The following is a 24,358-nucleotide window of genomic DNA, read 5'->3' on the forward strand; positions in this document are numbered from 1 at the left end:
CTCTATATATCGGCATTTTTTCAAAAAATCTTCACTTTTTTATTTTCTTATACTATTCCACAAATTTATGAGTAGTTACCATTTTCTGTCCATACTTGCTCATGCCACTGGCTCATGAGCAAGTACGAAATTATATTACTTATTTTTTTATTCTTAAATTATCTACCAATTTTCTCTCCGTTATTGGCCCCGCCAATTAAAGTTTTTTTTGGTGAAAGTTATCTTCATTATCCCTCTAATCTTGTTATTTTACCAACTATCTTTGATTATGTTGATTTGATTTTGGTGCTTATTTTTGCTCCTTTAATCAGTGGTATGACTGTGCGTATGGTTTATCAATCAGCAGAAGGTCATAAACCTGAAATTTTCAGTAATATTTTCCCGGTATTAAAAAAATACCTTATTCTTCTTGGATTGTGGATAATCGTAACAATTCTGATATTTACCATTTTTCATCTGGGTAAATTTTTAGTTTCAGAATTCTATACTAAAGAAATATCAAAAGCTATCCATATTCCTACCTGGCGAATGACCCGATTAATGGAATACTTCTGTTTTTTCCTGACTTTAGTCATTGAAACCTTTTTTGCCTTCTGCATTCCAATTGTAATAATTGAAAATAAAAAAATATTAGCCTCTATCAAAACATCCTTTAAAATAAGCCTCTCTTTGTTTTTAGTTACCTTTATCTTAATCTGTGTGCCTAACATACTTAATAATATGATAGTCTTAATAAAACAAAAGGTGCTTATTTTGTTGATGGATAATTTTTTCCCTGAAATTGTCTTTGTCATTATGGGAGTAGGATTTTTAGTTTATCTTATTACGCAGGTTCTTCAAATAACATCTTTAACATTAGTTTTCTTAAAGAAGTATTATGAGAAACTTATTTAATATTATAGGTTTAACACTAATAATTTTATTAACCAGTTGCACGCAGGAATATAAACTGGAGCGAATGTACTATCATGCTTACAAAAAATATATCCAAATTAGTAAAAATCCATCTTCTGCTACTCCATCCCAAATAGACCAGGTAATTGCTGATTTTAAGAAAATTATTAATCTGAGTTCAAAGAACTTTAAAGGCGGAAATATCCAATATACCATTGGACATCTTTATTTTCTTAAAAATGATTTTAAAAAGGCAAGACAAGAACTTAATGAATTTATTTCGGATTTTTCCTACCAGAGAGAAAACTGCCTTACGGCAAAATTTCTAATTGGACTTTCTTATGAACAGGAAAACAAATGGGATAATGCTCTGGTCATTTTTAAGGAAATTATGAAAGATTATCCCTTAAGTTTAATAGCGATAGACCTTCCACACCATATTGCCCAATATTACGAAGGAGATAAGAAATATCAAGAGGCAGAAAAAACTCTAAGAGACGCAATTGTTTATTATGACAAAATTATAAATAGTTATCCATCTAATAAAAAATTAGTTATGATTATGGAGGATAAGATTCTTCAAACTTATGAAAAATTAGATGATTGGCAGAGAATGATAAATACCTTACGGAATATGATTGATATCTACCCTCATACAGAAAGGGGAGCACAGGCATTATATCAGTTGGCAAAGATTTATGAAGATAGGAAAAAGACAAAAGAAGCTATTTTCTGTTATGAACAATTCATACAAGACTACCCGCATCATAATTTAAAAAGTGTTGCCAGAGAAAAAATACACGCTTTGAAAATAATCTTACCTGTGAAAAGTGAGTAAAGTGAATTGGTAACCGTTCAGGTAGTTCTTTACCGCACAGACGCAGAGAACACACCCCTAACCCCTCTCAAGAGCTGACATTACCCAACACATCGTAGGGAGGGGAAAAATGAAAAAAAGAATATTTATAAATCTGTAGTGATATTCACCATTATCACATTTCTATTCAATATTATCTTTTCTCACCAGGATATATATTACTCCATTCCTCAATCTCGAATCTCTCGTCAACTCATCTCATCTTCTAAACTCCCACCTCTTTCCAAATGGGAAAATATACTCCTCAATCTCACCAATCCTTCCTCTTTAATCTCTCTTTTGCTTGCATCTTTACTTTACTTCTACCATCCTAATATCTTCTTCTACATAATCCAAAATGGAGTCTGGATATATCTTCTATCCAGACTCTTTAACTCCTTTTCTCACGCCATTTCTATCCACTCCCCTATAGAACCTTGTCAAAAATCTAAAAATAAAGGCTGTTTAAATTGCTCTAAGTGTCAAATTAAAACTAACTTTATAAAAACTATTCATCATGACCCTTTGCTTCAGTATTTTCAACCTATCTTTAATCTCTTTAACTTCCAAATCCTTCCTCTCAAAAAACAATGTGTTAATTCAGATAAGGTGACATTATCATATTGGGATGACAGTTAAAAATCATTGACAAAGCAAATATCTTATGATAAAATAAGGCTGTCAGATGAAAAAATTACCATTCATCTTATCCAGTATAGTCTGGTTGATATTGACGGGTATATCTTTCGCCACAGAAGATGGTGGAGTCCAGAGTCCATTTATTTTAGGTGCAGATGCGCGGGCATCAGGAATGGGACGGGCTTATGTCTCACTTGTTAAAGAACCTTCGGCTATCTTCTGGAATCCTGCGGCTCTAACTCAAGTTGAGCAAAAAGGATTTAATGTTCTGCATTCTAATCTGTTCTGGGATACAAATTATGATTTTATTGGTTTTTGCTATCCTACCCCACGCGCCGGCGCCTATGGATTTGGATTATTCAAATTGACGGTGGATGATATTGAAGAAAGGGACTACAAAAATAATCTCCTCAACCCATCTTTAAAAAATGAACAATTAGAATATATCTTCTCTTACAGCAAGCAATTCTCTCCTTCACTTTCCTATGGTCTTAGTTTGAAATTAAATACCCATAAGATTCAGTCGTATTCTGCGGCAGGTGTAGGTTTGGATGTCGGAGTGCTTTATCATCCTGAAAAATTCCCTGATTTAACCATAGGCGGTAATCTGCAAAATATATTAGAACCGAGCTTAAAATTAAAAAATGATACAACTAAATATCCAATTAATTTAAAAGCAGGTATTTCATATCATTGGAAATTAATAGATAAACTGGATGATGAGTTTATAATTTCTATAGATGTGGATAAATCAAGATTGACTGAGTTAAAATGGCATTCTGGCATTGAATATTCCCTTTATAAAATCTTAAGTCTGCGACTGGGACTGGATGATAAGGATTTTACTTATGGATTTGGGATAAGATATAAGGGGATTGGCTTTGATTATGCCTGTGCCTGCCAGGAATTAAAAGATACTCAGAAATTTACCGCTAATTTATACATTGGTCAGACCCTTGAACAGATGCGACAAGCACTCCAGAAAAAGGAAGAAGAGCAGATAAATAAAAGATTAGAGGAGGAATTAATTAAAAAGGAACAAATTCAAGTCCAACTTGCAATGAACAAAGCAAAAGAATATCTTGAGGCCAAACAATATAAAGAAGCCATTATGTATCTTGAAAGGGTGCTTGTTTGGAATCCTGAAGATGAGGAAGCAAAGCAATATCTACTTGCCGCAAAAAACGAATATCAAAAAGTCCATTTAAAAAACCAGATTAAAGAACATTTAGAAAAAGGCAAAAATTACCTTGATACAGAAGAATACCTTGATGCCGCATTAGAATTTAAACAGGTGTTGATTTTAGAGCCAGGTAACTCTTATGCCTCAGAATTATTAGCCGAGGCAACGGAAGGGATTGAATTTGCCATAAAAAAGGATACCGCGATTAATCAATATTTCCGTAGCGGTGTCGAGGCATATACTAATGGAAAACTGGTTGAATCTATTGCCGCCTGGAAACAGGTGTTAAACATAAACCCAAATCATTCCGAGACATTGGATTATATGAAAAAGGCTACAGCTAAGTTAAACGAGCAAATAAACGGCTATATTTTTAGTGGCAAAAAATATCAAAAGAGAAAAATGTGGGATAAGGCTATTTCAGAAGTTGAAAGGGCTCTATCATTAGACCCGGAAAATAAAGAGGCAAAAGACCTGGTTGAAGAGGTAAAATTACAAATAGCCCATAGCCAAAAAATGGTTAAAATCAATGAATCCCGGGCATTAACTTATTTAAATGAAGGGATTGAGTTATATGAAGCAGGTGAATATGAACAGGCAAACAAAAACTTTCAGAAGGCACTTACCCTGGATAAAAAATTGACTGAGGCACAAATTTACCTTAAAAAATCTACTTCAAAATTGACTGAATTAAAAGAAAAAGAACTTTCGTCCCAACAGACAAAACAACTGGCTATTGCTTATGATAAAGGACTAAAATATTTCCATCTCCAGAAAATTACCCCGGCGGTAAAAGAATTAGAGTTTGTTTATAAAAATGACCCTGATTATCGGGAAGTCAAATTTTATCTGGTCAAAGGCTATTTAATCGTCGGTATGGAACATTATACGACTGGAAGATTACAACAGGCTATTAATATCTGGCAAAAAATTCTAACGATAGAACCCGAAAATCAAAAGGCAATAAGTTACATTACCCGAACACAATTAGAATTAACCCGAATTGAAGAGATAATGAGAAAGTAAATCACAGTTGGAGTAATGGGATTAAATCCAGCACTCCAATATTCCATCACTCTATTATTTAAAGCTATATACCTTCCGAATCTTATCAATCACATGCCAGGTGCATTTTAGTCCTTTTGGGAAATGGACTAAGTCACCCTTGTTAATCTCAACTATACCTGTCGGGGTATCAATTTTCACCTTGCCTTCTAAGACATAAGCACTTTCGTCGCATGAATATTGCCAATCAAATGTCTCTGGTTCACATTCCCATGGACTCCAGCTCTCCACATTTAATGATTTTAGTTGTTCTTGAGTCGGTTTTTCAATTTTAACCTCAAGATTCATAACTAACCACCTCCTTTTGTGGTAAAGGGATTAGGGTTAAGAGAATAATTTGGTTTAGGGGTTAGGAAGTTAGTGTTTTCTTCCACTTGAAATTTGGTAACTATTCAGCCACAGATGGACACAGATGAAACACTGATTTTATTTTTTTATCCGTGCTAATCCGCCTCAATCAAATTACTATTCGCCAACCATAACTCCTGTGTATTTTATTTTAATTGGGTATTCCAATTCTGGTGAATATTTCCAGGCTAATAATTCAATCTATTATGTTTTTTTAATAAACTCTTTCCCAAAAGGCATAACGACAAAGCTCACCTGCCCGTCTTAGGCGGGTCAGGTGCAGCGATTGGTTATGTATCTTCTTCCAAAATTCTTTTGAGATTTTGCTGTTCTTCAGCAATATGTTGTTTAACAGACATAAGTTTACTCTCAAATAATATACATAATCTTTGTATAAATTTATCCAGTAATCTTCCGAATAAAGGGGTATTATGTCCCAAATGTATCTCTGTTGTAAACAGTAAACTGGCATTATATGGTTCTACAACAAAAACAAACCTCGCGCCTGCAATAGAATGGGGAAACAACAGTTTATACTCTAATTGGGAATATAGTTTAACATTTATAATCTGAAATCTTGGTTTCTCTAAATATCCACCAATATACTCTTCGCAATAAATGATTGAACCTATATCTAACGAATTTCCTTTAAGATAGCGACATTCTTTATGGTCTTTATGCCATATCTGATAATTTTTCTCAATATGAGCAAACCAGTCAAAAATCTTTTCTTTCGTTGTTTTCATTTCAATTGTATCTCGGATTATTATCATTTTTTACATTTATCTCCGTTTCAATGAGCAGATAACTTATCATATCCGAACTGAGCTCAAATATACATCTCTCTGCATAACGAGTGAGTTGAGTAGTTGCGGGGCTGCAACGTTCATCCAATATCTCTGATATCACTAATGCTTGAATTACCACAAATTGTGGAGTGCAGTTCCCGCCATCCACTCCAACGACTGGTTAGCAAAAGTTACACTTCCCCCTCTTTTTCTTTTCTTCTGGCTTACCGAATTATTGTGCATTCCACATTCACGATCTGACCCCAAAACCCGCCTAATTCCTAATTAGCCAATCCGCCAAATGTTTTTTGATCCGTTCCAATCTCTCTGGAGCTATTTCGCCTATAGTGCCAAGAAAAACCTCGCTTTCTACCACTGCCAAACGCCCAATTCGAATGACACTAAACACTTTCAATCCACTTGTTGCAAAGTCAGAATCTTCTTCCCTGACAAATTCGTCAAAGTCTGGGATGTAATGCCGTGTCTGCGATGAAATCATGCATATCAACCAATTATCATATTCTCCTGGGAGCCTACTCAGCAGAAGCGCAGGGCGAAGTTTGCCTCCTACCAAATCCGTTTGTGGAAACCGAAATAAAACAATCTGTCCTCCCTTTTTCATGAAAACACCATCCTCAAGTCCGCAGTAGTATATACTGGCGTATCTTCATCTTCCATACCACGCATCGCAAAGGCAAGAGACGAAGTTGCCCACTTCTTTTCTTCGTGGCGAAGAGTTTCACGTTCGGCTTTGAGAAGAAGATATTCAATGAAATCCAGTACTTCTGCTTGTAGAGAATTAGGTAATTTCTGTACATCTTCTTGAATTCTTTCGGCAATCATTATCTATACTCCTTCCCAGGGATTTTACCCTGATCTTCTAATTTCACTCAGGTGGTCTAACGATAAAATAACCTGCTCTGTCAGGTTCATTGTTTTGTTAGGCAAAAACTCCAAAATCTTGACTTTTATGCTTTCTAAGTCGTGTGTTTTTAAATCGTGTTTTCTTGAAATTTAGACTTTTTACCGCACCATCATATTTAGGCTCAAACCCACATTCAAGGAGATATTCATTAAGAGTGTGCATTTCTTCCATTTCTTCAAATTGTATTTTATTACCTCTAAAAGATTTTTTTTTGCCTCTTCTTGTGTTCTACCTTGTGAAATAAAATCTAGCTCCGGTGTCTTTGCTAAGTACCAATTCCCTTTCTCCCATATTTCAATGGTTAATTTTAACTTCATAAAAAACTACTTCTTTTTTTAACCTCCTTATTCTTAGGTGGAGCGATAAGATAGTATACTACATCATTTCTCTTTTGTCAAATAAATTCTGCTTTCTACATTCACGGTACGACCCCGCTCTCACCCCCTGCAACGGTTTGTTAGGAAAAAATTCCACTTCGCCGTCTTTTTTCTTTTTTTCTCTCGAGATATGACCACGATTATCTTTTATCCTGCTTTCAACGATTTAACTTTTTTGGTGGCTCATGTTTAGTTCGTTTGTATTGATTCCCCAGAAGAATTTGGGACATCTGCATCACTAATCGTAGTGCATCATTTACAGTCTTTTCATCAGGAAACGCCCGTGATACATCAGGTGCTAATAATACCAAATTTGTGCCCATTCGGTAGCGTGCATCATATTTACCTCGCACGCCACTCTTCAGCAGTTGGGACAAATCATATTCAGGACGAAGTTCATCATCCATTTCGATATCAGTATTCTTCTTCATAGACCTTCCTTTCTTCTGCACGCCTTAATTCTCGTGCAATGATAATACGAATACGATTACCTCTTTCCGTGTGGGCAACCATTAGTAGTCGAGAATGGTTTGACCAGCCAACTGTAAGGGAGAACTTAGGGTCAAACCTTGAATATAGAATTTACTTTGGACATAACTTATTGATAACAAAACAGATAAGTTCTTAATTGCTCTTTGAAGACTAAAGGAATACTCATGGTCAAACCTTTAGAACACCTAAATTCTGTTTTCCTGTTTTCAAGGTTTGACCATAATTCTTTCCCTGCAATTCTCTTTCTTTTTTCTTCCCTTGCCGAACTATTGTAATCCCGACCCTAATTCTATCAATTGTAAATTCCATAATCAAGGTACGACCCTAATTTTCCCCCCGACCCTAATTTTTCCTGTTGAATCTTGGCCCAAATGTCCCCATATCCAAACCCAGGTTCATTTTTAATTTCAGTAAAAAATTTATTAAGAAAATCGTCTTTTGTTAACCAACGAGCAAATTTCAATGTTAACTTTTCAGCCGGCGTGATATTAAGAAGGATATCACCTAATTGCGATAAGTAATTGACACAATCAGCAACGCCGCAAGCATTGTTATCGTTGAAATGATATTCAAATGAAATAATTGGTATCGCGTGGGTAAGCCCTTTTAGAACTTCATACTCATACCCTTCGACGTCAATTTTGATAAAGACAGGTATCCCATATTTATTGATCATTTCATCTAATGTTACCAAAGGTACATCTATAATTGATTCTTCAACATTTGTTACAACATGCTTTTGCCAATCCTTAATTAGCCCCGATTTATCTCTATGTGTACGGACAAAAAATTTTCCTGTTCCTGATTTTGAAGCCAAAGCAGATTGAACTGTAATTAAATTTTTAGAGTTGCCACACCTTGATTTTAATTCAGTCATACAATCAGACTGAGGCTCTATGGAAATGACTTTTGCCCCCAACTTTAAAAAAATTCTTGTCTTTTCTCCATAATTGGCCCCCACATCAAATACTAAATCTCCTTTTTTTAATATTGTTGAATAAAATGCCAAATCGGACTTCTCTAGTTCCAACTCTTTTTTATTTAATAAATGCCGATTAAACCATCTTGCCTGGCGATAGAGCCCGAACTGGCGACTAATTTTTTTTATGAGTTCATATGACATAACATCTCCTAATAGTTGTTTGTTTGAATAATCTTTTAAATCATTTCAATTTTCTGCTATCGTTCTTCCTGGAGTTTGGGGACATCGAGAGTTGTGTTTTCTCTTTTTTTACTGATAGGAAATTGCTTTTTTGAGTGTTTTGGGTGGTATTATATCCATTTGTGCCCATTGTGAGGATATTTTACCAAAAATTTTACCCTATGTCAACAAAATTTTCGGTAGTGTCTTAATCTATCATAAAGGTTAAAATAGTGTATAGGGTTCTGCAAAATAGGATTTGAGGGAGACAACAATAAATATCAAATATTAAATATCAAAATGCAAAATTACAAATCAAATTTCAAAGAGGAACTAGCAGGGTTTCTCAAAGAGTTGGAGGAATTTGGTAATATCTTTGCTTCAAGTATTTTAACGCTGAAAGGAAAGAGATAATTTTACTGAACTTTGGCAAAGATAGTTTATAGTTGATAGTTTATAGTTGATAGTTGATAGTTGAAGGACTATAAACTATACACTATAAACTATACACTATACACTATAAACTATAAACTATACACTATAAACCCTAAACTATAAACGAGTTTTGCATTTTGCTCTTTGGAGGAAATCCCTTTTGGACACCAAATCTGCATAGATTTCACTATTAGAGTTATTTTCAGACAGCACCAAATATTCCTATTTCACGGGTTGAAATTTGTCCAGGTAACCAATTATCACCAACTTCCATACCGGCTCCCTAACCTTAACCTTTTATCCAATCTACATCATCTATGGATGCCCTGTGTTAATCTTCTCCAAAGGTAAATCACGGTTAAAAATAAAGTAAGGATACTAATTATTGCCCCGATTTTGAAAGAGATAGGGTTATAGATAAATCGGATTTTATGTCTGCCTTCTTTTATTGGAATTGCCCGCTGGAGATAATTTGCCTGGTAAATCTTAGTTAATTTGTCATCAACAAAGGCTTTCCACCCAGGATAATAGGTATCACCAAGCACTAAAAAACCATCATCAGTCAACTTAGCCTCAATAATTACCTCAAGCGGTGAATATTTAGTTATTTTTACCGCGGAATTCGCTGTATCTACACCACTAAAATCTATTTCTTCTTCAATAATTACTTCCTTCCCTGGGTCAAATCCGGGGTTACTCAATTCCCCTAAAATTTCTCCATCCCCTTTGACTATCTTTGCCTTTGGCACAACATAAACTCTGGGTAAAAACATTTTATTTCGATACACCTTTATATCTGGAATTACCTTTTTAAAATCAGTCTTCATTACCACTTCTAAATTAGGGTCATTCATCTCCCAGAAGGATAAAATATACTTAACATTCATTATCCCTAATATTTTTGAGAAAGCAGGCTCGGGAACAGTAAACGGCAAAGGTTCATTTGGTCTGCCATAAAGTTTCATTTTCTGATAAAGTAAGAAATAATAAAGGTCTGAGCACCGTTGAAGACCAAAACTTTTAGGCGGATAACCAAAGAAACTCTCAAGGTGATATATCATATTGAAATTCTCTTGAAGCACACCCCGATGCTTGATATAAAGGTCAAGGTCATTTCCTTTCCAGCCAGAAGATTTTGAATATACCATTCGCCAGGATTCATTATTTCCAAAACTACAGATACGGAAGTAATCCTTATCCTGTGCTAAAAATTTCACTGTCTCTGGTGGAGAAAACCATACCTTTGGGTCAACCGCAGGATTATGCCCTATCCCAAATACAAACAGATCAATAATTAATATTAGAATCAAACCTTGAAGGCAAAATGAAGGTATTTTTATTCGATTTTTAATGTAATCCATCCCAAATCCTGCAAGGACAGATAATGATAAAGCGACAAATAATAAAAATCGATTGGGGAATCTGAAATATTGTGCTCCGGGAATAAATTCCCAGAATATCTTGAATATCGGCGTGTATTTTCCCATTGTCAGCGCAATAGATAAAACAAAAAAGAAGGCAAAAAACCTGACATAACCATTAGTTTTTAATAATCCTGATGACAGTAAGACTAATATCAATGGGATGATACCAACATAACCGCAATTTTCCCAGAATAAGGTGTTTTCCTCATTAAAAGTCCCTTTAGCATAATCACCATAAAAATAAGGCAAAATGAAGGTGATAAGATGCTTTGGTTGATAACCCCAACCTACCGCTTCATCAAAACTTAACCCTTGTGACCGCGTGCCTTGTTTCATAAACTCATAAGTTGGTAATAATTGAATCCCTGCAAGTGCTCCACCAATGACAAATATTAACACTAAACAAGCCAATTTCTTTGTAAAAAAAATAGAAAAGGTTTTGGAAAGTTGGATTAAAGGTAGTCTGGATTTAGTTTTTTTCTCAAGAGATAGTAAATAGTTTTGGCCAAGTTTAAATAAAAAGTATAAAGATGTCCCCAGCACTGAGTAATAGGCAATCTGAAAATGACCGGCTAATATCTGAATCCCAAACACCATTCCCGCCAGAAAAATATAAATTATATTCTTTTTTTTGAAGTAATATTCAATCAAGAAAAATAATAACGGTATCCATATCGCCGTATTTATCATATTAATGTGCCTGATTTGAGTGATAAAAAATCCAGAAAAGGAAAACGCCACTGCGGATAATAAAGATGCGGATTTGCTGAGATTGATTACTCTGGCATACAAAAATAGAAACAATGTTCCCAGAAAGAAGTTTAGTATAACAGAGAAATTAAAGGCAACAAAACCTGGTAGCAGAGAAAACAGGATAAGATTTAATGGATAGAAGGCACCCATTTCACCCTGAGCTAAAATAGGATACCCACCAAAGATATATTGTGTCCAGAGAGGAATCTGCAAGCTTTTTAATGATTCACCTAAAAGATGGCGAAACGGGTAGTATTGTGACATCAAGTCACTCAGCGTCAGGTCACCGGTAATAAATATACCTTTTGATATTGCCAATTTAAAGAAGTAAATCAAAACCAGAATCAATAACCCAACGATAATAAATAAATCGGTTCTTGAAAATCTAAACTCCTCAATCTTTATTTCTTTTATCTTTTTCTTTTTACCCATTTTTTCTGAAAATCGGGACTCGGGACTCGGGGTTCGGGACTCGGGAATAAAAGAATCTTCGAACCCAGAAATCGGTGGTGTCTTAATCTAGCATAAAGGTTGAAATAGTGTCCGAAAAGGAGATATGGGCATTATGGAGATAAGGAGATAAATTCATTCTAAAATTTTGGAAAGGACAATGAATAATCTCCATCTCTCCCTTTATCTCCTTATCCCCTTTTTTTACACCAAATCTGTATAGATTTCACTATTAGAGTTATTTTCAGACACCATCCGAAATCCGAGTCCCGAACCCCGAGTTCCGAGTCCCTTTATTTTTGTCATCCTTTGTGAATCGCAGAGTTATGAGTGTTTCTCTTCTTTATGTTGTTGGATAATTTTTTCTGCAAGTTGATGCGGGATTTCTTCATAATAGGCGAATTCAGCGTGATAAATTGCCTTACCACGAGTAATCGAACGCAATGAGGTAGAGTATTTATACATTTCTGATTGAGGGACAAAGGCATTGACTACTTGAATTCTACCCAGCGGCTCTATTCCTTGAATTCTACCTCGTCGGCTATTCAAATCTCCAATAACATCACCCATATATTCTTCAGGCACCTTTGCTTCAACCTTCATAATTGGTTCAATAAGAACTGGATGTGCATCCTGAAATGCCTCTTTAAAGGCAAACGACCCGGCTAAATTAAAGGCAATATCCGACGAATCTACTTCATGAAAACTACCATCATATAAGATAACCTTAACCCAGAGAATAGGATAGCCCGCTAATATTCCTTTTACCATTGCCTCTTTTACGCCTTTTTCGATAGATGGAATATATTTAGCCGGGATAGCCCCGCCAAAGATTTTATCTTCAAATTCAAATGTGGTTTCGGAATTTTGAGGTAATGGTTCAATTTCTATCAATGCATGTCCGTATTGTCCTCGACCACCTGTTTGTCGTTTGTATTTTCCTTCACCTTTAGATTTGGATTTAATCGTTTCTCGATATGGCACTTTGGGCCTTTCAATATTTACCTCTGCCCCAAACTTTTTTTGTAATTTGTGAAGCATTACATCTAAATGCAATTCACTCATTCCCGAAACAATAGTTTGACCTAACTCATGGTCATAGCGAATCTGAAAGGTTGGGTCTTCATCATGAAGTCTTGATAAGGCAAGACTCATTTTCTCCTGGTCTTGTTTTGTTTTGGGATTAACCGCAACCTCAGCGGTTGATTCAGGAAAGATAATATTTGGGAACTCAATATGGTCATTTGGCGAACATAATGTATTTCCAATAAAAGCACCTTTAAATTTGACCAAAGCCCCGATGTCACCACAACCAATCTCTGGAATATCATTCCGATTTTTACCCATAATCTGACAAATTTGTGAAACTTTTTCCTTTTGATTCTTGTTTGGATTATAGATTTCATCACCACTATGGACTATGCCGGAATAAACTCTAAAGAAAGTCAATTCACCAATATACGGGTCAGTAATAACCTTAAATACTAAACTACTAAATGGTGCAGTCAGAGAACATATTCTTTTTTTATCAGGGATAGTTCCAACAATCTCCCCTTGCTCAATTGGCGCAGGGAAAAGGTCTATTATCATATCTAATACCGCAGATACGCCAATATTGTTATAACTTGAACCACAAACTACAGGAATAATCTTCCTTGATTTAACACCATTGGTTAAACCAGTTATAATTTCACTTTCATCCAGGGTCATATTTTCTAAGTATTTCTCAGTCAATTCATCTGATGTTTCGGCTATTGCCTCTAATAATTTTTCTCGAAACTGATTTACCTTATCCAATTCATCCTGGGGAATTTCTCCTTCTTCACTTTTTCCATCTTTGTAAGTATAAGATTTTAGTTTAATTAAATCAATTACCCCTCTGAAATTTGCTGATTGGCCTAAAGGTAATTGAATAGGAACGATATTAGATTTTGAATCGAGGTGTTGTTTTGTTGTCTCTAATATTTTATAAAAATCAACATTTTCTTTATCCATTTTGTTGACAAAAATTATTCGCGGGAGGTTGTATTCATCTGCATATTTCCAGGCTATTTCAGTACCTACCTCTACACCCGATGTGGCATCTATCAAAACCAGACAGGCATCTGCTACTCTTAATGAGCGAATTACCTCTCCAAGGAAATCAGTATAGCCTGGCGTGTCGATAATATTAATTTTATGATTTCTCCAATTCAGATAGGCTAAACTTGCATTGATAGATATTTTTCGTTCAATTTCGCTTGGGTCATAGTCAAATATAGTATTTCCATCATCTACTCGACCTAATCTATTAGTTACTTTAGTGTTAAAAAGTAAGGCTTCTGCAAAGGAAGTCTTTCCAGTGCCTCCATGTCCAACAATACCTACATTTCTGATATTTTGTGGTTGAAAACTCATATCTTATTCCTCCTTGATTTGGTAATTGATTAGTGACTTAATAGAATACAATATATTTAATAATAAGTCAAGAAAAAATTACGACCGGGTGTATGTAAAATTTGTGGGTAAAAAATATTGAGGAATATTCATCTTTTTGCCAATATAAAGAAATAGATGAAATTCAATGCGAAAATTACAAATTCCAAGCACCAAATCTCAAATAAATTCCAAATTCCAATTTCCAAATAAGTTTCAAATTCCAAAGATTATATGACAACGAGAGGAATTTATTTAGATTTTTCAATAATTGAAGAAAAAATTTTCTTCTTGTATTGTTTGGAATTTTGAATTTTGGTCATTGAAATTTATTTGTAATTTGGTATTTGTGATTTGGAATTTTGTAATTTTCAATTGATTTAATCGTTACTTCAGACGGCTAAATAGTTACCCATAAATTTTACACGCACCCTTACGACCTGCACAGGTCGAAATATTCCTCTATCCTATTCCCGTAACATTTACCTCATCGATGTAAAAATGTGGGCTTCTAACCCCTTCCCAGTCGGATAACTTTGAGCCAATTGCCCGTATTTTATTAAAAATATCAAAGAGATTACAGGCAACCATTGTATCTTTCAATCTGCCAACGACCTCTCCATTTTCCACCTTAAATCCCAATTCAACATTAAAGGCAAATTCACCGGCTAAAACATTACTCTGCCCACCACCCAGAACTAAATCTATAATAATTCCTTCCTTCATATCCTTAATCATCTCGTAGAAGTCCATATTTCCTGGTAAAACTACAATATTACTGCAATGTGGTGCAGGTAAGGAATCAAAATCTCGATAGCCATTACCAGTGGAGTTAGTTTTTAAAAAACCGGCGGTTTGTAAATCAAAGATATAATTTTTCAAGACACCTTGTTCAATCAATGGTGTCTTTCGTGTGGCTATTCCTTCTCCATCTACCGGACAACTACTTATTCCAAAATCCATCGTTGCATCGTCATAAATAGTTATTTTATCATCAAATATCCTTTCGCCAAGTTTCCCAATCAAAGGCGAGATACCTTTTTGAACTAATTTTCCATTTACACCGAGTTTAATGGTTTCTAAAAGCGTTGGGATTAATTTTGGAGTAAATATTGCGGGTAATTTTTTGGGTTTAGCTGAAAGCTCATTTTTAGACCAGGCTAACGACTCATTTATCTTGCTCACAATAGAATTAATATCCTTATTCAAATTGCATCCACTGACATATTCAGTTAGCCATAAGAGGCTATTATTTCTTACTAAAAGTCCAGTAACACAAAAGGTAAATATGGTTTTTTGATATTCAAAATCAACCCCTGATGTATTCATAATCTTTGTCTCTAAAATAGTTTTATTAATCTCTAACTCTTTACAAAATAACTCAGGTTCAATGTTTGATAGTCGGTCTATCAGGCTTTTCCCTAATTCTACGCCTTGTTCAATGCTAAAATTCTCAACCTCTTTATCGAATATTTTTATTTGTGGAGGAATGTGTGGTTTTGTTGGGAATTCAAATTTAGCCTCTTGACCAAATTTAGCACTAATAATTGCATTCTCAATTAATTGGGATGGATTAGTCAGATTTGTGGTTGAAGAAAATCCAATCTTACCCTCTTTTATGACCCTTAATCCCAAACCATTGATTTGTTTGGTATTGATATATTTTAACTTATTATTTTCGAATTTAGTTTGAGTTAAAATAAATTGTTGGTGAATGGTTTCTGCATTTGGGGTATATTTTAAAATATTATTAAAAACCTCTTCCACTATTTTCCTCCAATTACGATATTTTTAATTCGGATATGTGGTCCGCCGCAGGAAACAGGTAACGGCGACTGCCCATTTTTACCACAACCACCAAGTCCACCATAAAAGATTAAATCATTACCAATCGCCTCAATATTCATTAATGTTTCAAATACATTTCCAGTCAGCACAATATCCCGTAACAACTTTTTGACCTGACCATTTTTAATTAAATAAGCCTGTTGTGCCGAGAAGGTAAACATCTCACAATCCGTATTTCCACCAATGTATCCTTTGGCATAAATTCCTTCTTTGACATCACTTATCATTTCTTCAAAAGATAGATTTCGAGGTTCAAGATAGGTATTTGACATCCGGACAATTGGTTCAAAATTATAATTAATCGCCCTGGCATTTGCGGTGGGTTTAGCATCCATTTTAGCCGCGGTCTCACAAGAATGTAGGCGATTTAAAAATATCCCATTTTTAATAATCTCGGTTTTGCTCGCAGGAATTCCTTCCTCATCATAGGTATAAGAACCTGCTTGAAGTTGAAGTGTGGCGTCGTCAATTATTGTTAGTTCATCACCGCCAAACCTTTTACCCAATTTCATCAGTTCTTCCATTTTTTCATTTTCGTAGATATGGTCAGCCTCGGCTAAGTGTCCAAAAGCCTCGTGAATAAATACACCACATAACTCGGGGTCAAGAACAACGGTATATTTACCTCCCTGGATACTTTTGGCTTTAAGTAAATCTACAGCTAATCTGGAGACATTTTCTACCTTATCATCCAATCCTTGAACCGTTTCATAGCCACAATAATCACCTGTAGATGTATGCGCCTGTTGAACATTCATGCCATCTTTTGCCATCGCCACAAAACTAATCCCGCTAAATACCTTTTCCTGAAGTATATCTGTGCCTTGCGAATTGGCAAAATACTGTTTTTTATAATAATCTCGATAAGTAACCTTTGAGGTTTGAATAAGTGGGGAAAAATTCAGGATAATGGAATTATATTGTTGGCAAAGGTGATATTTTTCTTCTAATGATATTTCTCTTGGGTCTTTTCCACCAGAGATTATTTTAGAATCTACAACAGGTTGGGCAAAGGCAAACTGAGTTTTACTCTTCCCGGTCAATGTTGCCTCTTGAATGGCTAATTTGATATGAGTCTCAAGTTGCTCTATATTATTAAATGAAACAAACCCAAAGCCACCATTGACTAACGCTCTAACATTCCCGCCGATTTTAGTAGTTACACCAATATTTTCAAGTTCTTTTCCGATAAAATCTACTTTTGTGGTTTGGTTTTCCTCTATCCTGATTTCTAAATAATCTACTTTTGGGGCTTTATTGATAGCATTTTTAATGAAATTTCTCATATTTATTTTCCGTAACCGTTCAGATGATAATTTACCGCAGAGACGCAGAGGAACAGAGAAAATATAGAAATAAATCAGATAACATAAAAGATTATTGATGCAGACATGAAAATACATAGGACCTGCTTACCGAATGTTCAGCAGGCAAGCCAGATTTGTTAATCAATTTTAATGTTGTTGTACTCAAGATCTTGCCCTGATGAAAATCAGGGATGTTAAGCGTCTCGTAAATAGATTTTAATTTTTTTCTCTGCGTCTCTGTGTCTCTGCGGTGAACGGTTACTATTTTCCTCTGAAAATGGAAAAATGTAATTCTAACGATTTATATTATAACCTTTTCTTTGGCTTGCGTCAAGAATTATTTTATCAGGGTGGAATTTTGTTGACAGGTGATAAATCTTCTGGTAAAATATACCCAAGAGAATACAACATCCAAAATACCAAAAAGAGAATATATTTATGGATAAAAAATATATAAAACGGACATTTATACTGGCAAAGAAATCGGCTGGTAAAACTAACCCTAATCCTATGGTTGGAGCAATCGTGGTCAAAGACGGTCAGGTTGTTGGAGAAGGCTATCATAAGGGACCAGGATTTGCTCATGCAGAAATAAATGCCCTTAACCAGGCTAAAACAAAAGCAAGAGGAGCAACCCTTTATGTGAACTTAGAGCCCTGTTCTCATCAAGGTCGAACTCCACCCTGTACCAAAAGTATTATTAAAGCAGGAATCAAAAAGGTCGTAGCCAGTATGCTTGACCCAAATTCAATAGTTTCAGGTAAAGAAGAATTAGAAAAAGCAGGTATCCTGGTAGAAGTAGGAATGTTAGAAGAAGAGGCAAAAAAACTCAACGAGGTCTATATTAAATATATGACGACTAAATTGCCTTTTGTCATTCTTAAATCGGCTATTACCTTAGATGGCAAGATAACAACATTAGAGAAAAGTTGGATTACCTCTAATGAAAGCAGAAGATTAGTTCACAGGTTACGGGCAGAAGTTGATGCGATTTTAGCTGGCAAAAACACCATTTTAATTGATGACCCATTACTTACGGCTAGAATAAAAGGAGCAAAAGACCCATTTAAAATAATTGTGGATACAAAATTAGAAACTCCACTTTCGGCAAAGGTATTAAAAAATCCTGAGAAGGTAATCATCGCTACAACTAAACAGGCACAGGAACATAAAATTCATAGCCTGAAGAAATTAGGGGCAAAAATCTTAATTCTACCTGAATCTAAAAAAATGGTAGATATTAAAGAATTAATGAAAGAATTAGGAGAGATGGAAATAACCAGTATTTTAGTCGAAGGTGGGGCTCAAATGAATGCCTCTTTTTTAGAAAATGGATTGGTCGATAAGGTATTCTTTTTTATTGCCCCTAAAATAGCCGGTAATAAACAAGTCAGTGCAGTCGGAGATTTGACCCAAACAATCCGATTAAAAGAACTCACGACGAGAAAAATAGGCAATGATATTCTGATATGTGGTTATGTTTGAACCAGGTAGAAACCAATCTCCCTTACTCTTTGAACCTACTGTCTCACTTCACTTCTGGGTAAATAATTACAAAAAAGATATTGACAAAAAATGGACTTAAATGGTATAGTTATTGGACGGAGGAAAAAAATGGAAATTAAAGATGAAGTAACTAAAATCGCTAATTTATCAAAACAGGCATCTTTTAAACTATCTAATTTATCTTCAAAGATTAAAGATACCGCTTTACTGGCAATGGCAAAGGCGATTGAAGAGAGTGCAAATATTATCCTTGAAGAAAACAAAAAAGACCTCGAGTTTGCTAAAAGTCAGGGTTTATCGTCAGCACTAATTGATAGACTTACACTGAATGAAAAACGAATAAAGGTAATGGCAGATGGACTACGCGATGTGGCTAATTTACCCGACCCGATAGGTGAAATTATCTCTATGTCAAAAAGACCCAATGGGTTACAAATTGGTCGGGTGAGGATTCCTTTAGGAGTCGTGGGTATTATTTATGAGGCAAGGCCAAATGTTACCGCCGATGCGGTGGGATTATGCCTTAAATCTGGCAATGCGGTCATTCTTCGCGGTGGCACAGAGGCAATCAACTCAAATAAAATTATTGTTAGGATACTTGATTCTGCCGCGATTTCAATTGGTATCCCCCAAAATAGCGTGTCTTTGATTGAAATTACCGATAGGCAAGCCGTCCGTGAATTAGTTAAATTAAATCATCTGATAGATGTCATCATTCTGCGTGGGGGTAAAGGATTAATCGAGACAATTGGTGAAGAGACGAAAGTTCCAATCATTGCCCATGGAGAAGGTAATTGCCATGTCTATGTTGATTGTCCAGCAGATCTGGCTATGGCGGCAGAAATTGCTTTTAATGCCAAGGTTCAAAGACCTGGCGTTTGCAATGCTATCGAGTCACTTTTAGTTCATCAAGATGTTGCCCGGGAATTTTTACCCACAATAATAAACCGCCTGAAATCAGCAAAGGTAGAAATAAGGGGTTGTCCCCAAACCCGAGAGATAGTTTCGGAAGGAATAATACAAGCAACTGAAGAAGATTGGTATAAAGAATATTTAGATTTGATTTTAGCCGTAAAGGTCGTTTCCGGATTAGACGAGGCAATTGAACATATCAATATTTATGGTTCTTCGCACTCAGAGGCGATTGTAACTTCATCATATAGAAATGCCCGTCGATTTCTTCAAGAAGTAGATGCGGCGGCAGTTTATGTCAATGCCTCAACGCGATTTACGGATGGTGCTGAATTTGGTTTAGGGGCAGAGATTGGTATTTCGACCCAAAAATTACATGCCCGCGGTCCAATGGGACTTGTGGAATTAACTACAACTAAATTTATTATATTGGGAGATGGACAAATCAGGGAATAATTTGTATGAAATATTTGACAAATTTTGATTTTACTTACCATAATGAGGACGAATCCAGATTTTCTAATTATTATTGAAAAACAATCAATGGCATGCCAAAAAGTAAATGGGGAAATAGAGATAGATTCATAAGTCTATAAGTTATATGAAATGGTAGGTTAAGGGAAGAAGTACATGGTGGAAACAGATATAACCAGAAAAGAGATTTTAGGCTTAAATATGCAACCAGAGCCAACTTCAGAGATTAAGTCGATATCGAATTTACCTAAAATAACTTCAGTTATATTGACGAAAGAATTTGAATTACTACCTAATACCTCAGAGGTTTTTGAATTAGAATTTGCCTTCTATGAACATAGATTCCTGACTAAAGATGAAATCATTCATAGAGGGGCATTTTTCAAAAGTGTTGATGGAATACCTACTTATCATTATATAATTTGTTCAAATAATAGCCCTCTGGTATGGGAAGGAAGATCGGAGATAACCAGGTCATACTTCAAAGAGGGTAGCTTTTCTACAGGTTATGCCACACACGGACTTTTTCCATACAGAGGTAAATTCCATCCACAACTTATTAAAGGTATACTGAATATTTTAAAGGTTCAACAAGAAGATGTTGTCCTTGACCCTATGTGTGGAAGTGGAACATTAAATGTTGAGGCAAGTATTATTGGGATTGATTCTATTGGTATTGAGAAAAGTCCATTTTGTGTATTGATGAGTAAAGTAAAGCAGGAAGCATTAAAAATTGAAAATGCCCAATTATCATCAATACTTAGGGATATGCACAAAAATTATAAAATTCTAATAAGTAGTAAGAAATTGCCAGAGGATTTTTCTTATCATAATGGGTTCAACCCAGAAAAGGCAGTAACCCTACTTGCTTTCTTAGATGCTATGGGATATGCGAGGAGATGCTCAAAAAGTATAGATGTTCTTTTCCCCTCAGTCCTTAAGAGATATGTAGGGCAAATTGGTTCGTTTGTTCATGCAAGAGATAAACTTAAGCTTAAGATTGGTAAGGCAAGATTTGAACCTGGTGATGCAAAACATCTTCCTTTAGAAGATAATTCAATAGATGGTATTATTACCTCTCCTCCTTATTCCTTTGCCATTGACTATGCAGAAAATGACCGACCACAATTAGAGTATTTGGGATATGATGTATCTAAACTTAAGGATGAGATGATCGGGCTTGTTGGGAAAACCAGAAAAGAAAAACTGGCTAATTACTTTGAGGATATGAATAAGGTTTTGTCCGAGATGTCCCGGATTTTGAAAATCGGCAAATATGCGGTAATCATAATAGGCTCAAACGATGTTCAAACAGGCGGAATAAGGTTGGAGACTAAAGTTGAAGAAATGGCATTAAAACATGGATTTGTCCTTGACCAGAAAATGGTAAAGCCAATTAAAGGAATACAGAATACAATGAGGGATGAGTATATGTTGTTTTTAAGGAGGGTGAAATGATGATATACTATCCACCATTAGATGAGAAGTTCAACACTGTAATCTCAAAGAACACCTTCTATTTTTATAACGAAGGGTTTGAAGAATACTATGAGGGGTATATTTCATCTATTGCTCAGAATATTTTTCTGCTTAAGAACAGGATAGAAAGGGAAGGGCTAAAAGAGTCTGTTTTGCTTACACACATTACAGAGGTTGAAGATGGATTAGATGCAATTTTAACTGTAACTGGTTTCTCAAAAGAGAGTTTGCAAAGATTAGTCACATTCATAAGAGCTACAAATGACAAAACTTTATCCGACCTCGTCAATAAAGATTCTTGGCCAATTGAGGATTTTAAAACTGAATGGGGTCTGGATAAAATAAAAACTATTATTAAAACAAACAAGAAGTTTGCTGAAGGCATTGTAAATCTGTTCTTTAGAGGGCCTACGGTTCCTGTGATAAAGAATGTTCTCCCACTTTTTGAATTTAAGAAGATTAATATTAATAAATTCAGTTTTTCTATAGAATCTCTGGTAGATACAATAATACGATACAAGACAAAGGGTTCGTATAAAGCCGCCAGAGAAGGAAATCCTGAGGTTGTAATCGAGCAAATTTTAACCTCCCATAAACTGACCTTTGAGAAAGGGAAATTCAGAATTCCAGAAGCAGGTAATATTCCAAGAACGATGGACTTCATTATTCCCAACAAGACATCGCCAAAAATAATAATTGAGTGTTCGTATTCGGTAACTACTGCCTCAGGAATGGGAGACAAAGCAAAAACAGAAAAGACCGTGGCTGATTATCTGAAAAAAAATTATCCAGATGTAGTATTCGTTGGTTTTGTAGATGGAATTGGCTGGTATGTGAGAAGGGGTGACTTGAAACGGATGGTTGAGGCGTATGATTTTGTTTTTACATTTAGCAGGGATGAACTGGAGAGATTTAAAAATTTGTTAGCGGAGTTCTTTTATGGAAGATAAGGAATTTTTTGATAGATTGATAAATAAAGTTGTTCAAGGTGATTGCTTAGAGGTTATGGGAAGGATTCCTGACAAGAGCGTTGATGTTACTTTTGCCGACCCTCCATTCAATCTAAAAAAGAAATATAACAGTTACTATGATAAATATGAGGTTGAAGAATACCTCTCCTGGTGTAAAAAGTGGCTCAACGAAATGGTTCGCATTACCAAACCAACGGGTTCTATTTTTGTTCATAATATCCCAAAATGGCTAATCTATTTTGGTTCTTATTTGAATGAAATTGCTATATTTCGCCATTGGATCGCCTGGGATGCGATGGGAGCTCCCCTTGGTAAGACGCTTTTGCCCAATCACTATGGGATTTTATACTATGTAAAGTCAGACAAATTTAAGTTTTATGATATTAGAATGCTGCATAAACGCTGTAGGAAATGCTACTATATCTTACAAGATTACGGTGGTAAAAAAAGCCAGATGCACCAATTTGGACCTCTTGTTTCTGATGTTTGGACAGATATACACAGAATAAGACACAAGAAAAGGAGGGACGAACATCCGTGTCAATTACCCGTCCATCTGCTTGAAAGATTATTGCTTTTGAGCAGTGACGAAGGAGATATTATTTTAGATCCGTTTGTAGGAACTGGAACAACCACAATTGCGGCAAAAAGATTAGGAAGAAAATTTATTGGGATTGATATTGACCCAAAGTATGTTGAAATTACAAATAAAAAATTAGAAGAAACCGAACCAATAGTAATTAATGGATGTTATGTAAGTAATTTTCTTGGCAATGTAATAACTATCAGGAATAAAGATTGGAATAAGATTAAAGATGCATTTGTTATCCCAACCAATCCGTTAGAATTAGAAAAAAGGAGAATCTGTTTGTTATACAAGAAAGAAAGAGCCATAAGATATAAGGTAGTTGGAGGAATACAGGACGATTTATTTTCAATATGAAGGAATCCATTAGGTGGAAATTCTGCGAATGTCGAATTGTAAATTAAAAGATTGGAAAGTGTTCAGGTAGTGTAAGCGAGGAAAAAGGGAAATGGGTAAATGAGGGAGTAATTTGTATGAAAAAATCCACAATCCGTAATCCGCAATCTACAATCCATATTGGAATAATGGGAGGAACTTTCAACCCGATTCATTATGGCCATTTATTAGCCGCAGAGGAAGCAAGACAAAGATTTAATCTTAAAGAATTTATCTTTGTGCCCTGTGCCAGACCACCTCATAAAAATCAAAAGGATATTGCTGGGCCAGAAGATAGATATAAAATGACCTGTCTGGCGATTGAATCGAATAAGTATTTTAAAGCATCTGATATTGAGCTCAAACGGGGCGGAATATCTTATTCACAGGATACAATCATCGAATTTAAAAAAATCTATGAGCGTGCACAAATCTATTTTGTTACTGGTGCGGATGCTATTGCAGAAATTGATACCTGGAAAAATGCAAAGGATTTGCCAAAATTATGTCAATTTATCGCTGTTACTCGACCAGGCTATCTTTTTAAAATAAAAGAAGAATACCTTAAATGGACGCATATTTTGGAAATACCCGGCGTCTCTATTTCTTCGACTGAGATTAGACAAAGAATACACGAGGGAAAATCAATTAAATATTTAGTCCCGGAAGAGGTAGAAAACTATATCTATGAGCATAAATTATACCAATGATTAAC

At 35.2% G+C, this 24,358-nt stretch carries 20 protein-coding genes; 9 read left to right on the forward strand and 11 right to left on the reverse strand.

The genetic code is table 11. The annotated features are described in order from the left end of the window. Positions 1–183: 183 nt before the first annotated feature. The 3 genes from AB1422_02630 (at position 184) to AB1422_02640 (ending at position 4,598) form a co-directional block, all read left to right on the forward strand. Positions 184–894, forward strand: coding sequence for a hypothetical protein (locus AB1422_02630; protein ID MEW6618241.1), 711 nt, complete (start codon positions 184–186; stop codon positions 892–894). Beyond that, the gene (locus AB1422_02635; protein ID MEW6618242.1) at positions 878–1,732 is read left to right on the forward strand and encodes a tetratricopeptide repeat protein; all 855 of its coding nucleotides are present in this window, start codon (positions 878–880) and stop codon (positions 1,730–1,732) included. The genes AB1422_02630 and AB1422_02635 overlap by 17 nt, the downstream gene beginning before the upstream one ends. A 703-nt stretch (positions 1,733–2,435) precedes the next feature. Next, positions 2,436–4,598 carry a PorV/PorQ family protein gene (locus AB1422_02640; protein ID MEW6618243.1) on the forward strand — a complete coding sequence of 721 codons (2,163 nt, stop codon included), beginning with the start codon at positions 2,436–2,438 and terminating at the stop codon, positions 4,596–4,598. A gap of 54 nt (positions 4,599–4,652) precedes the next feature. On the opposite strand, the gene AB1422_02645 is transcribed toward AB1422_02640, so the two are convergent. The 11 genes from AB1422_02645 to AB1422_02695 all read right to left on the reverse strand — a co-directional run bounded on the left by AB1422_02645 (position 4,653) and on the right by AB1422_02695 (position 17,436). Further along, entirely contained in the window at positions 4,653–4,925 is a 273-nt protein-coding gene (locus AB1422_02645; GenBank protein MEW6618244.1) for a cupin domain-containing protein, read from the reverse strand. A gap of 350 nt (positions 4,926–5,275) precedes the next feature. Then, on the reverse strand, positions 5,276–5,758 hold the full coding sequence (locus AB1422_02650; protein MEW6618245.1) for a hypothetical protein: 483 nt from the start codon (positions 5,756–5,758) through the stop codon (positions 5,276–5,278). Positions 5,759–6,047: 289 nt separating this feature from the next. Then, positions 6,048–6,395, reverse strand: coding sequence for a type II toxin-antitoxin system PemK/MazF family toxin (locus tag AB1422_02655; protein MEW6618246.1), 348 nt, complete (start codon positions 6,393–6,395; stop codon positions 6,048–6,050). Further along, positions 6,392–6,616 (reverse strand): DUF2281 domain-containing protein, encoded by a 225-nt coding sequence (locus AB1422_02660; protein MEW6618247.1) that lies wholly within the window; start codon positions 6,614–6,616, stop codon positions 6,392–6,394. The genes AB1422_02655 and AB1422_02660 overlap by 4 nt, the downstream gene beginning before the upstream one ends. 180 nt (positions 6,617–6,796) lie before the next feature. Then, complete coding sequence (locus AB1422_02665; protein ID MEW6618248.1) at positions 6,797–7,015, reverse strand: hypothetical protein; 219 nt, start codon at positions 7,013–7,015, stop codon at positions 6,797–6,799. Positions 7,016–7,233: 218 nt separating this feature from the next. Then, positions 7,234–7,506, reverse strand: a complete 273-nt coding sequence (locus AB1422_02670) for a hypothetical protein (protein ID MEW6618249.1) — start codon at positions 7,504–7,506, stop codon at positions 7,234–7,236. 353 nt (positions 7,507–7,859) lie between these two features. Further along, positions 7,860–8,690, reverse strand: coding sequence for an FkbM family methyltransferase (locus tag AB1422_02675; protein ID MEW6618250.1), 831 nt, complete (start codon positions 8,688–8,690; stop codon positions 7,860–7,862). Positions 8,691–9,454: 764 nt separating this feature from the next. Continuing rightward, positions 9,455–11,752, reverse strand: coding sequence for a YfhO family protein (locus tag AB1422_02680; GenBank protein MEW6618251.1), 2,298 nt, complete (start codon positions 11,750–11,752; stop codon positions 9,455–9,457). Positions 11,753–12,094: 342 nt separating this feature from the next. Beyond that, positions 12,095–14,167: an elongation factor G gene (gene fusA, locus AB1422_02685; protein MEW6618252.1), complete on the reverse strand. Its 2,073-nt coding sequence runs from the start codon at positions 14,165–14,167 to the stop codon at positions 12,095–12,097. Positions 14,168–14,647: 480 nt separating this feature from the next. After that, a complete protein-coding gene (locus tag AB1422_02690; GenBank protein MEW6618253.1) occupies positions 14,648–15,952 on the reverse strand; it encodes a TldD/PmbA family protein in 1,305 nt (434 codons plus the stop codon). Then, positions 15,952–17,436, reverse strand: coding sequence for a TldD/PmbA family protein (locus tag AB1422_02695; GenBank protein ID MEW6618254.1), 1,485 nt, complete (start codon positions 17,434–17,436; stop codon positions 15,952–15,954). Before AB1422_02695 ends, AB1422_02690 begins: the two co-directional genes overlap by 1 nt. Before the next feature lie 342 nt (positions 17,437–17,778). Here AB1422_02695 and ribD point away from each other — a divergent pair, with 342 nt between their 5' ends. The 6 genes from ribD to nadD all read left to right on the forward strand — a co-directional run bounded on the left by ribD (position 17,779) and on the right by nadD (position 24,353). Continuing rightward, on the forward strand, positions 17,779–18,825 hold the full coding sequence (ribD, locus tag AB1422_02700; protein MEW6618255.1) for a bifunctional diaminohydroxyphosphoribosylaminopyrimidine deaminase/5-amino-6-(5-phosphoribosylamino)uracil reductase RibD: 1,047 nt from the start codon (positions 17,779–17,781) through the stop codon (positions 18,823–18,825). Positions 18,826–18,954: 129 nt separating this feature from the next. Then, positions 18,955–20,214, forward strand: coding sequence for a glutamate-5-semialdehyde dehydrogenase (locus AB1422_02705; GenBank protein ID MEW6618256.1), 1,260 nt, complete (start codon positions 18,955–18,957; stop codon positions 20,212–20,214). A 174-nt stretch (positions 20,215–20,388) separates the two neighbouring features. Further along, positions 20,389–21,690 (forward strand): class I SAM-dependent methyltransferase, encoded by a 1,302-nt coding sequence (locus AB1422_02710; GenBank protein MEW6618257.1) that lies wholly within the window; start codon positions 20,389–20,391, stop codon positions 21,688–21,690. Beyond that, a complete protein-coding gene (locus tag AB1422_02715) occupies positions 21,687–22,661 on the forward strand; it encodes a DpnII family type II restriction endonuclease (protein ID MEW6618258.1) in 975 nt (324 codons plus the stop codon). The genes AB1422_02710 and AB1422_02715 overlap by 4 nt, the downstream gene beginning before the upstream one ends. After that, positions 22,651–23,625 carry a site-specific DNA-methyltransferase gene (locus AB1422_02720; protein MEW6618259.1) on the forward strand — a complete coding sequence of 325 codons (975 nt, stop codon included), beginning with the start codon at positions 22,651–22,653 and terminating at the stop codon, positions 23,623–23,625. Before AB1422_02715 ends, AB1422_02720 begins: the two co-directional genes overlap by 11 nt. A gap of 116 nt (positions 23,626–23,741) precedes the next feature. Then, positions 23,742–24,353 (forward strand): nicotinate-nucleotide adenylyltransferase, encoded by a 612-nt coding sequence (gene nadD / locus AB1422_02725; GenBank protein ID MEW6618260.1) that lies wholly within the window; start codon positions 23,742–23,744, stop codon positions 24,351–24,353. The last annotated feature ends 5 nt before the right edge of the window (positions 24,354–24,358 follow it).

This window comes from bacterium (assembly GCA_040757115.1).
GTDB lineage: Bacteria > UBA9089 > CG2-30-40-21 > CG2-30-40-21 > SBAY01 > JBFLXS01.